Annotated in this window: 11 protein-coding genes, 1 riboswitch and 2 other annotated features; of the genes, 8 read left to right on the plus strand and 3 right to left on the minus strand. The window is 37.0% G+C overall.

Annotated features, from left to right (window positions below; all coding sequences use genetic code 11):
• The first annotated feature begins 91 nt into the window (after nucleotides 1-91).
• The 4 genes from MWH30_RS08640 (at nucleotide 92) to MWH30_RS08655 (ending at nucleotide 4,173) form a co-directional block, all read left to right on the plus strand.
• Nucleotides 92-1,276, plus strand: coding sequence for a M20 metallopeptidase family protein (locus MWH30_RS08640; RefSeq protein WP_248663675.1), 1,185 nt, complete (start codon nucleotides 92-94; stop codon nucleotides 1,274-1,276).
• Between the two features lie 74 nt (nucleotides 1,277-1,350).
• Nucleotides 1,351-1,612: a binding site (T-box leader), on the plus strand.
• A gap of 47 nt (nucleotides 1,613-1,659) precedes the next feature.
• Nucleotides 1,660-1,906, plus strand: a binding site (T-box leader).
• Between the two features lie 44 nt (nucleotides 1,907-1,950).
• Nucleotides 1,951-2,769 carry a 3-deoxy-7-phosphoheptulonate synthase gene (aroF, locus tag MWH30_RS08645; protein ID WP_372494153.1) on the plus strand — a complete coding sequence of 273 codons (819 nt, stop codon included), beginning with the start codon at nucleotides 1,951-1,953 and terminating at the stop codon, nucleotides 2,767-2,769.
• A 64-nt stretch (nucleotides 2,770-2,833) separates the two neighbouring features.
• The gene (locus tag MWH30_RS08650) at nucleotides 2,834-3,679 is read left to right on the plus strand and encodes an MTAP family purine nucleoside phosphorylase (RefSeq protein WP_248663677.1); all 846 of its coding nucleotides are present in this window, start codon (nucleotides 2,834-2,836) and stop codon (nucleotides 3,677-3,679) included.
• A gap of 29 nt (nucleotides 3,680-3,708) precedes the next feature.
• The gene (locus MWH30_RS08655; RefSeq protein ID WP_248663678.1) at nucleotides 3,709-4,173 is read left to right on the plus strand and encodes a 2-thiouracil desulfurase family protein; all 465 of its coding nucleotides are present in this window, start codon (nucleotides 3,709-3,711) and stop codon (nucleotides 4,171-4,173) included.
• Between the two features lie 41 nt (nucleotides 4,174-4,214).
• Here MWH30_RS08655 and MWH30_RS08660 read toward each other — a convergent pair whose 3' ends face one another.
• Nucleotides 4,215-5,498 (minus strand): cation:proton antiporter, encoded by a 1,284-nt coding sequence (locus MWH30_RS08660; RefSeq protein WP_248663679.1) that lies wholly within the window; start codon nucleotides 5,496-5,498, stop codon nucleotides 4,215-4,217.
• Complete coding sequence (locus tag MWH30_RS08665) at nucleotides 5,476-5,670, minus strand: CBS domain-containing protein (RefSeq protein ID WP_248663680.1); 195 nt, start codon at nucleotides 5,668-5,670, stop codon at nucleotides 5,476-5,478. Before MWH30_RS08665 ends, MWH30_RS08660 begins: the two co-directional genes overlap by 23 nt.
• 202 nt (nucleotides 5,671-5,872) lie before the next feature.
• Between MWH30_RS08665 and trmL the strand changes: the two genes are divergently transcribed.
• From trmL to MWH30_RS08685, 4 genes are all read left to right on the plus strand, one after another.
• Nucleotides 5,873-6,331: a tRNA (uridine(34)/cytosine(34)/5-carboxymethylaminomethyluridine(34)-2'-O)-methyltransferase TrmL gene (gene trmL / locus MWH30_RS08670; RefSeq protein WP_248663681.1), complete on the plus strand. Its 459-nt coding sequence runs from the start codon at nucleotides 5,873-5,875 to the stop codon at nucleotides 6,329-6,331.
• 152 nt (nucleotides 6,332-6,483) lie between these two features.
• Nucleotides 6,484-6,567: riboswitch (cyclic di-GMP riboswitch) on the plus strand.
• A gap of 248 nt (nucleotides 6,568-6,815) precedes the next feature.
• Entirely contained in the window at nucleotides 6,816-7,397 is a 582-nt protein-coding gene (locus MWH30_RS08675; protein WP_248663682.1) for an MEDS domain-containing protein, read from the plus strand.
• A 61-nt stretch (nucleotides 7,398-7,458) separates the two neighbouring features.
• Nucleotides 7,459-8,394 carry a DUF362 domain-containing protein gene (locus MWH30_RS08680; RefSeq protein ID WP_248663683.1) on the plus strand — a complete coding sequence of 312 codons (936 nt, stop codon included), beginning with the start codon at nucleotides 7,459-7,461 and terminating at the stop codon, nucleotides 8,392-8,394.
• A gap of 345 nt (nucleotides 8,395-8,739) precedes the next feature.
• Nucleotides 8,740-10,401, plus strand: a complete 1,662-nt coding sequence (locus MWH30_RS08685) for an AMP-binding protein (RefSeq protein ID WP_248663684.1) — start codon at nucleotides 8,740-8,742, stop codon at nucleotides 10,399-10,401.
• Nucleotides 10,402-10,472: 71 nt separating this feature from the next.
• Here the strand turns inward: MWH30_RS08685 and MWH30_RS08690 are convergent, their stop codons facing one another.
• Nucleotides 10,473-10,691: a NifU family protein gene (locus tag MWH30_RS08690; RefSeq protein WP_248663685.1), complete on the minus strand. Its 219-nt coding sequence runs from the start codon at nucleotides 10,689-10,691 to the stop codon at nucleotides 10,473-10,475.
• Nucleotides 10,692-10,942 lie beyond the last annotated feature (251 nt).

The raw sequence follows: 10,942 nt of genomic DNA on the forward strand, positions 1-10,942 counted from the left end.
GATGGAGTAATAGATAATAAATTATTTTCAAAATTAAACACAGGAGTTTCCAGCAGAGAATATGATAATATTAGCAGAAAGGGGGAGGAAGATGTTAAGAGAACGAATTTTGAAACTAGCAAAAAAGTTTGAAGCAGAAATAATTGAAATTCAGCGAAGTATTCATCAAAATCCTGAACTAGCTTTTGCTGAGGAAAATACAGCTAAGTTAGTTATTGATAAATTAAAAGAGCTGGGTTTAGAGCTAGAAACAGGATTGGCTAAAACCGGAGTCTGTGCTTTGCAAAAAAATAAAGGTGGAGCTGGAAAAACGATTTTATTGAGAGCAGATATGGATGCCTTACCTATACAGGAAGAAACTGGGCTGGACTATGCTTCTCAAAATTCTGGAGTCATGCATGCTTGTGGACATGATGCTCACGTAGCAATGCTGCTCGGGGCGGCTATGGTTTTAAATGAACTACAGGCTGAATTGAAAGGAAATATTAAGTTTCTCTTTCAACCTGCCGAAGAGCAGGAGGGAGGAGCAGCTAAAATGATTGAAGCGGACGTTTTAAAAGAACCAGAAGTTGATGCAGCTTTGGGTTTACACGTTTGGGGAGCTATTCCTAAAGGTGTAGTTCAGTGTAGAGCGGGCCCAGTAATGGCAGCCTCCGATCGTTTTTTTATCCGTATTCATGGTAAAGGTGGCCATGCTGCTCAGCCTCATAACTGCGTTGACCCGATTCCTATAGCTGCTGAGGTGATCACTGCTTTACAAAATATTGTTAGTCGGCAGACTGATCCTTTGGAGCCTCTGGTTATTTCAGTCTGTCATCTTGAAGCTGGAGAAACGCATAATATCATTCCTAGTCAAGTTCTGCTCGAAGGAACGGTGAGAACCTTAAGTAGTCAGTTGAGAGAAAAAACACCTCAATTAATGGAGGATACTATAGCTGGAACTGTTAAAACTCAGCGAGCTGACTATGACTTTGATTATCTACGTTATTTTCCTCCAGTAGTTAATGATTCACAGATGACAGAGTTACTTAAAGAAGCTGCTAAAAAGGTATTAGCTGAGGATAAAGTAGAGAAGTTTCAAAAGCCTATTATGGCCGGTGAGGACTTTGCTTACTTTGCTCAGGCAGTGCCTGCTGTTTTATTCTTTTTAGGAATTGCTCCTTCGGCTGAAGAACAGATTACTCATCACCATCCGGAGTTTGTGGTTGATGAAGCTGTGTTAAAGGATGGGGTTGCTGTTTTAGCTCAGACGGCAGTGGATTTTTTACAGAATTAGCGAGTAGTTAGTTAAAATTTTTATTGACAATTTAAATTAGATCTGTTATAATACTTTAAAATACAAATTAGGTATTAAAAACTAAGAAGGAGAAAAGTAGCTGTTAGCTATAATTATAGCGAGCTGGGGTTGGTGAGAGCCTGGTATTATCAGTTAATAGTGAAACTTCGCTCTGGAGTTACTAGTTGAAACTTAAGTAGACTAAGTCGGCTGTCCTCCGTTATCTAGGGAAGAGGATATAAGGATTAAGTGATCTCGTATCCTGATTAAGTGGGTTGACTAAGTTAGTCAATCAAGCAGAATGGTAACGCGAATATTAAACTCTTCGCTTCTGAAATAGGAGGCGGGGAGTTTTTTTGATTTCACTAAAAGTTAATAGGTATTTAAAGGCTAAGAAGGAGTTAAGTAGACTAAGACTTTTCTTTTTTAGAGAGGAGGTACCACTGGCTGTAAGTACCTCTAGAGAAGCTTTGTTCGAAATTTCGCTCTGGAGCTGTGTAGCTGAACTTAGTTTAGTAAGTTATGCCGGCAGCAAGGTCGTTATTCAAACTAGTGGATTATGTAAATTTTTTTTGCATAGTTCAGTTAGGTTGGTACCACGGAATTTAACTACTCTGTTTCGTCCTAACAGCAGGCAGAGTAGTTTTTTGTATTTAATAAAAACTTAAGGAGTGATTAAAGTGTTAGCAGATTTGACAGTAGAAAAGCATCAACAGGTAGTGGAGGTAGCTGACTTGAAAATTGGTGGTGAGGAACTAGCAATAATGGCCGGGCCCTGCGCCGTGGAGAGCAAAAAACAGCTTTTAGAAACTGCTGTGGAGGTTAAAAAAAGAGGGGCTAAAATTTTACGCGGAGGTGCTTTTAAACCACGCACTTCACCTCATAGCTTTCAAGGCTTGGGTAAAAGAGGTCTAGAGATTTTAGCTACTGCGCGAGAGGAAACGGGATTGAAAATAGTGACCGAAGTATTGGACTCTGAAGATTTAGACTTAGTTAATCAGTACGCTGATATTCTCCAAGTTGGTTCTCGGAATATGCAGAACTTTGGCTTATTAAAGAAGTTAGGGCAGGTGGATACGCCGGTACTTTTAAAGCGTGGCTATGCTGCTACTATTAAGGAATGGTTATCGGCTGCTGAATATATAATTTCTTATGGAAATTCTCAGGTTATTCTCTGCGAAAGAGGAATTAGAACCTTTGAAACGGCTACTCGCAATACTTTAGATCTCAATGCTATTGCTTTGATTAAAGAAAAGACCGATTTGCCGATAATTATTGATCCTAGCCACGGGACTGGTCAAAGTAGTCTGGTAAAACCTTTAGCTAGAGCAGGTATTGGGGCCGGAGCTGACGGGATAATTGTGGAGACTCATCCCCAACCTGAGCAAGCCCTTTGTGATGGACAGCAGTCTTTAACTCCAGAGGAGTTCGGCGATTTAATAGCAGATTTGAAAAGAGTAGCTGCGGCAGTAAATAAAAAGATAATTGCTTAATTTTTTAAAGGAGTAGCTGAAACTGTATCGAATAACTATAATGATAGGAGTTGATGGATAAACAATGGCAGTAAAAATTCCAGCAGCGGAGTTTGCGGTTATTGGTGGTTCTAGTACCTATGCTATAGACTTTCCGGAAAGTTTGGGCTTAGCAGAGGTAGAGGTTTTAAGGAAGGGTTTAGTTTTTGAAACTCCTTATGGGCAGAGCCCGGAGTTTAAGCTGTTTACAGTGGCTGGCAAGCGGGTTTTAACCTGTAAGATGCACGGTTGGCGAAAGTGGCAGGAGGATTTGAGTCGGGCCCGGGCCTCTCAACAGATTTTTTGGGTTTTTATGCAAGCAGGAGTTAAGAGGATTATTGCCGAAGGTGGAGTAGGAGCTATCAATCATCTTTTAGAGCCTCGCGATATAGTAGTTCCTAGCGACTATATAGATCAGTCCTTGCGTAAAGATGTAGACTTAAATCAAGGCTATCTATTAATGATGAGGCAGGCTATCTGCCCAGAACTACATCAAAACTTATATTCGCAGGCTAAAGATAACCCCTTAGGGAGAGCCTTTCAGCGAGGAAACTATGTGGTTACTGAGGGTAGGCACTTTGAAAGTCCGGCTGAAATTCAGCTTTATAAGCAAGGGGGCGGTGATGTAGTAGGACAGACTCTATGTCCTGAAGTCTATTTAGCTCGGGAGATTGGAGCCTGTTATGCCGGAGTCTATTTAGTAGTTAATTATGCGGAAGGGATTGTGGAAGACTGGAGTCATGATGAATTAAAAGAGCTATTTCATAATCAGGGCCAGGTGATTGCCGAGATTATATTAAAAGCTATTAAAGATACGACGCTAGAGCAAAAGTGTAGTTGTAGTGATTTAAGAAAGGAAACGATGATTAAAGAAACTAATAGAGGTGAGTAGTTAAATTAAATTTGAGGGGAGCAGCAAAGATGATTATGGTAAGTTCCTGTTTATTAGGCTTTGATTGTAAGTATAATGGAGAAAATAATGAAAATGAACAGGTATTACAGCTATTTGAAAGAATGCAACTGATACCGGTCTGTCCGGAAAGTTTAGCCGAACTACCAACTCCGCGTCCCCCAGCTGAAATTCAAGGTGGAGATGGCAGCGATGTGTTAGCTGGTGAGGCTAAAGTAGTCGATAAACAGAACAGAGACTTAACTAGTGAGTTTATTGAAGGAGCCTATCAGGCCTTACAACAGGCTAGGGCTAATGGAGCTAACTTGGCTATTTTAAAAGCTAGGAGTCCCTCTTGTGCTAATAAGCAGATTTATGCTGGTAAGTTCAATGGTGAACTTAAGGAAGGTTTGGGAGTAACGGCTGCCTTATTTGAAAAGAATGGGATTCAAGTTTATAGTGAAGAAGAGATAAACGAAGTACTGAAAAAAATTTAAATATAAAAAGTCAGGCGCTGATTAACGCCTGACTTCTGATCTTAGTTATTAATCTCCCCTGCTTGAATAATAGCATACTTGGTAGCTAAGGGCCCGAAGACCTCACTCAGCACACTAGTAAAAAGGATAATATTAAAGATCAGTAAAGCTATCTCAGGGGTACTAGCAAAATCCTGTTGTACTGTAAAAGCTAGAGCTAAGGATAAACCACTTTGCGATAAAAGTCCAAAACCTATATACTTTTTGATCTTTGTTTCGGCATTTACTAACTTAGCTCCTATATAAGCTCCGCCGATTTTACCGATAACTCTAGAGACTATATATACTCCAGCTATGAATAAAAAATAGGGAGAAGTTAGCGTAGAAAGCTTAATTTTAGCACCGGCTATGATAAAGAACATAGCGTAGAGCGGGGTAGTCATAGCTTCTACACTGGCAGCAATTCCTAATTTGCGGCGACTGAAGTTTCTATAGGCAAAGCCTACCGCCATATTAGTAATTAAAGGTGATAAATGTAGTAACAGTGATAAGGCTAAAGCTCCAGTTATTGTAGCCACTACCGTTAATATTTTTTTGGTTTTATCGTGAAAAGAGAGGATCATTTTTTGAGATAGATAGCCGATTATAAGTCCCATTACTACAGAACCTATTATCTCCAGTAGTGGGGGTAAGAGAGTAGAGCTGAAAGTAACTTCTCCTACTCCAGAATGTTTAATTAAAGCAATGGGTTCTGCTAAACTGAAGATAATAAGTGTTACAGCATCTCCAATACCTACTACGGCCATAATTAATGAGGTAAGTAATCCTTCGGCTTGATACTCTTTTAAAACCATCACTGTAGAGCCAGGAGCGCTAGCAGTAGCAACTGCTCCTAAAATTAAGGCTACATAGATGGGCTGCCCAACTAGCACTATGGTAATTGTTACTAAGATGAAGGCTCCTAGTGCTTGAGCTACCACAATTAAAAATATCTTCTGTCCTAAATTTTTAAAGATCTTAACTGATAGCTCAGTACCAATAGTAAAGGCAATAAAGCCTAGAGCTAAATCAGCTACATAACTGAAGTTAGTTAACGTAAAAGCGTACCAATCTTTTTGCTCACCAGATAAGAAAGGTAAACGACGAATAAGACTGATACTAAGTAAGATTCCTAAAAAGACATAACCTACTATAATAGGCATCTTGATTTTCTTAGTAAATAGAACTGCTAGTAAGCCAAAGGCCATCAGTAGTGCTATTACATAAACTGCTTTGTCGCTGCTTTGATTGGCAATTAACCATTGTTGAACTTCGTTTAAAGTATTAATGGGGACTAGATTTATCATTTTTTTCCCCTACCTCTAATAGATAATATAGCAGATCTGCTCGTGAAATATAACCTCTTAACTTGTTGTGATCGTTAACTACATATAAATAAGATTTATCATTATTTAACATTGTATTAGCTACATTATCCATCTTATCCAGTTCCTTTACTGGCTCTGTTTTAATAGACATGTACTCTTCAACCTCCCTTTCCTTATATAACCACCTCGTTATATATTATATTTTAATTCTAAAGCTAATTATATTAAAGTAGGGAAAGTTAGTATAAAAAAGGCTAGTTTTATTGATATTTATAATTAATAAGCCTTAAAAGAGGAGGAAGTTAGTTTTTGAAGAAATCCTTAAGTAAATAGCATTTAGGGAGTGTTAAGTGATGAATATTGTACTTTATCAACCACAGATTCCACCTAATACCGGCAATATTGCTAGAACTTGTGCTTGTACGGGAGCTGCTTTGCACTTGATTAAACCTCTAGGCTTTTCTACCAATGAAAAGACTTTAAGGCGAGCCGGTTTAGATTATTGGCATTTATTGGATGTTTATTATTATGATAGTTTATTAGAACTAATAGAAAAGTATTCAGATTATAACTTTTACTTTGCTACTAAGTTTGCTAAGCAGTTTTATACAGAGGTGGAGTATAGTCAAAATGATTTTTTAGTATTTGGTAATGAAACAGCGGGTTTGCCTGCTAAGATTAGGGAGACTTATCAGGAGTATAATATTAGGATTCCTATGCTAGCAGAGGCCAGGGCTTTAAACTTAGCTAATGCTGTCAGTATTGTTCTTTATGAAGCTCTTAGACAGTTGCAATTTGTTGATTTGAGTTAATAATAACTACTGTTGTTAATTTTAAACAGTTACTTGATATAAAATACAATAAATATGAATTTTTTCTCTAAAATGCAGGATTTTAAAGATGTATATTTAAATACATGCTATAGTGAAGATTATTTATTCTCAAAAAATAATAGTAGTTTACTTCTAGGTAAGGGCATACTTATTGAAAGATAAGGACGCAAAACCACGAGTCTAAGGGGTGATACTAAGACGGTCGGGTTGCCAGAGTTAGCTTAAGTTTAGTATTAGAGCCCTTATTCCTTTTATTAAGTAGGAATAAGGGTTTTTATGACTAGTTTTACATATAAATTATATAAGCTTTGTATGTATATTAACTAGCAGGGAGTAAGTACTCTTTATTTTAAATTTAGTTTTAGGGAGGTGAATGATGCTACTAGCTGTGCTGTAGGTGCTTTTGGTCAAATCCTGATTAATTTTATCGTCAAACTAAGAATAACAAGGAGGGCTCCTATTTATGAAATTTAATGACTTTAAGGATTTTGAAGATGTTTTTGGTTTACATCCGGTGTTTTACTACTATGGTTTTGAACATCTATTAGTAAATATGATTCCTTATATAAAGCAGGGGCTTGAAAATGATGAATTGATTTATTTTTCCTGCGCTGATGATCTATATCAAAGGTTGGTGATTGAAAATTTAGATTTTAGGGAATCAATAGAACTTAAATCGATAATAGAGCTGTTAGCTAGTCATAAGTTTGGAGAGAAGAAAGGATTAGCGGAAAAGATCGAAAATTTAGTAGCAGCAGCTCAAGCAAGAGGGTATAGTGGAATTCGTTGGGTTTGCCAGCCGGGTTATGTTATGCAGACTAATTCTAAAGAAGATTTTTTGAAATTGGAAGAGAACTTAAGCTCTGCTTTAAAGGATACTAAGCTTTCTTTACTCTGTATTTATGAATTTGAAGACTATCTAGAGGAAAAAGAATATATTGATCAAAAGGTAATTAATAAGTCACTGGCTACTCATGAGTATTTATTGAATCAATTTAGCTTAAAGAAAAATGATCTTTATAGTGAGTGTCAGCAAGAAATTTAAGTAGAATTTATTAGTCCAGAGTAGGGTAAGATAAAGAAAACTCTATTCTGGAGGGATAGATATGTTAAGAGAGAGAAGGATTGAAGAGCCTAAAGTAGCAATTGGCGAGGGTTTAGAGGGCGATATTATACAAAGTTTATTAGCACAGTTAGCTATTGAAGCAGAAATTACTGGTGAAGATGCGGTGACAATTACTCCTAATTGGGTTAATACTAATGCTCCACAGACGGGAACTGTAGTCGGGCCCGATTCTTTAAGAAAATTAATAGAATACTTTCAAAGTTTGGCTCCGCAAAGAATAGTAGTAGCTACTGGTTCTGGAGGGGCAGAAACTACTGAGGTATTAAAGCAGAGCGGCTATCAACAGATTATCGAGGCTACAGGAGTGGAGTTTGTAGATCTCAACTATGGTCCTTATCAAAAATTTGAACTTGAACATCCTGAGATTAAAGAGATTAAGCTAAATAAATTATTAGTAGAGACTGATTTTTTGGTTTCTTATACCCAAATAAAGCATCATGAAGAAGCAACAGTATCTTTAGGAATTAAAAATATTGCTTTAGCTTGGCCTCCAGCAGAGATTCATGGTTTTCCTAAGGCGGCTTGCGGTATTCATGAGCATTTACACGAATTTATTACCGCTATGGCTGAATTAATTCCTATTGATTTAACGATTCTAAGTGGAGATCAAGGAATGGTGGGTACGGGCCCTTCTCAAGGAAAAGCTGTTAATGCAGACTTATTGGTAGTCGGTACTGATCCAGTGGCTACCGATACTGTTGGAGCCCGATTATTGGGATTTAGACAGCAAGCTGTGCAATATCTGCATAGCTTGATTAGAACTGAGCTAGGAGAAGGGGACTTAAGGGAAGTAGAGTTAATGGGGATGCCTTTGAATCAAGCTGAAAATAAATTTACTCGCTTAGCCTATGGAAAGAGTATTGTCTTGGATGAAGAACAGATTTTGCCCTTGCATTTAAGAGCTAAAAGTAAATAGTTTCTTTTTAATAGTAAAAATAATCATTAAAAGGATTTAACTGAATAAAAAAGCTATTTTAACCTTGAAAATGAGATATATCTTGACTCCTAAATTGAAATGTGCTAAAATCTATGGTAACAAATAATAATTTCATAACTTTAAAAATAACTATTGCTTTTGTGAGCAGTAAATTTTCAGATATACTCAAGCGTTTAAATAAACTTATTTTAAAAACTAAGATATATTAATTTTTAACTGCAAAGAAATACAGTAGATAAGAAATTATTCTTCTGTCTCCTAGGCAAGGGATGGAAGATTTTTGTTTTAAGTTCAGTTGAATATTTAAATAGGGGGTTCTTAAGCATGGGGGAGTTGGAAATAACTTTAGGTGAGTTGCTGGATAAAAGAGCAAATCAGTATTCTCAGCAGGAAGCAGTAGTTTATGCAGATCAAGGAATCAGGTATAGCTATCGCCAGTTTAGAAACATCTGCAATCGGGCTGCTAAGGGATTAATGAAGTTAGGGATTGAAACGGGAGAACATATAGCTATCTGGGGACATAATCATCCGCAGTGGTTAATAAGTCAGTTTGCTACTGGAAAAATGGGGGGAGTATTAGTTACCGTTAATACAGATTATCGGGCTAAGGAGCTGGAGTATTTGTTGAAAAACTCCGATGCTAAAACTTTAATTTTATCATCTGGGGAGAAAAATAACTATGTTGAAACTCTGTATCAAATCTGTCCGGAGTTAAAAAATTCTGAACCAGGTGAACTTAATTCTCAAAAGCTACCCCAACTAAAAAATGTAATTTATATTGGTGAGGGTCAAACGCCCCCGGGGATGTATAGTTGGAATGAAATAATGGACCTAGGTAAAGGTGTGCCGGCGGTTAGGCTTAAGGGACGACAAAACACTCTTCAGCCTGATCAAGTAATTAATATACAGTATACTTCAGGGACTACTGGTTTTCATAAAGGAGTCATGTTGACTCATACTAATCTTATCAACAATGCTCATTATGTAGCAGAATGTATGAATTTAACTGCAGCTGATCGAATGTGTATTCCAGTTCCTTTCTTCCATTGTGTTGGTTGCGGCTTAGGAACCTTAGCTTGTGTAACTAAAGGGGCTACTATGGTACCTTTAGTTAAATTCGATGCTGAAGAGGTTTTAAAAGTAGTAGCTGCTGAAGAATGTACTGCTTTGCACGGGATGCCGAATATGTTTGTTGCTGAGCTAGAACATCCTAACTTTGCAGAGTATGATTTAAGTTCTTTAAGAACTGGAATTATGGCTGGGGAAGCCTGTCCAGATGAGTTAGTTAAAAAGGTTATTAAGAAGATGGGAGCTACTGAAATGACCATTGCTTATGGTTTAACTGAAGCTTCTCCAGTAATAACTCAGACTAGATTTGATGATCCAATTGAAAAGAGAATTTCTACAGTGGGTAGGGCCTTACCAAATGTGGAAGTAAAGATAGTGGATCCTGAAACAGGTTTGCAGGTGGAAAATGGGACTCCAGGTGAGCTATGTACTAGAGGCTTTCACGTAATGGAAGGATATTATAAGATGCCTAGCGACACTAAAGTAAAAATTGATCAAGAAGGTTGGCTGTATACTGGAGACTTAGCAGTAATGGATGAGCAGGGTTACTGTCAAATTAAGGGTAGAATTAAAGATTTGATTATCAGAGACGGAGAAAGAATCTGTCCTAGTGATGTAGAAAAATACTTTTATAAGTACGAATCAGTTAAGAGTGCCCAGGTAGTAGGTATTCCTGATGAAGATTATGGGGAAGAGGTAATGGCCTATGTTCAACTTAAGGAAGGAGATAAAGTTACTGCCCAAGACTTATACAAAGAGCTTAAAGGGAAGATTCCTGAAGCTGAGCTACCTAAAAAGATAGAGATAGTAGATAGTTATCCTTTGACTGCTAGCGGTAAGGTGCAGAAGTATAAGTTACGAGAAGAGGCTATTGAAAAGTATGGTTTAGAGGATGTAGGAAGTATTGAGACAGCTTAAAATAAAAGAAATAATGAGTTTAAAACTTCAGGTCCTGCTCAATGATAAAAGCAGAACCTGAAGTCTTTTATTTAAATAGATTCCACTTTTTCTACTTCAGGAACTTCTTCTTTAAGTACTCTTTCAATACCATTTTTAAGAGTCATTTGAGACATTGGGCAACCGCCACAGGCTCCAGTTAACTTTACTTTAACTACCTTATCTTCAACTTCTACCAACTCAACACCTCCCCCGTCAGCTTCTAGAGAGGGTCTAACTTTATCTAAAGCAGCTTCAATTTTTTCCTTCATTTAGGTCACCTCCTTTTGAATATAGCTTGACTTTGCTTAATATTATTAATTTTAACAATAAAATTAATATATATTTATTCCAGGCTATACTTTTGATAAATTACCATCTCAAAACTATTTCTTGATAATTATTGAGAATCCTCTTTGATTATTAAAATATATTGAATTTAGTTGCAGGGCAATCGCATGAATAAATTTTATTTTAAAACTCAATCTTATTTCTTATACTCAGTTTGAATTTAAAAAATGCA

Origin of the sequence: Fuchsiella alkaliacetigena (assembly GCF_023227765.1) — a bacterium.
Lineage (GTDB): Bacteria > Bacillota > Halanaerobiia > Halobacteroidales > Acetohalobiaceae > Fuchsiella > Fuchsiella alkaliacetigena.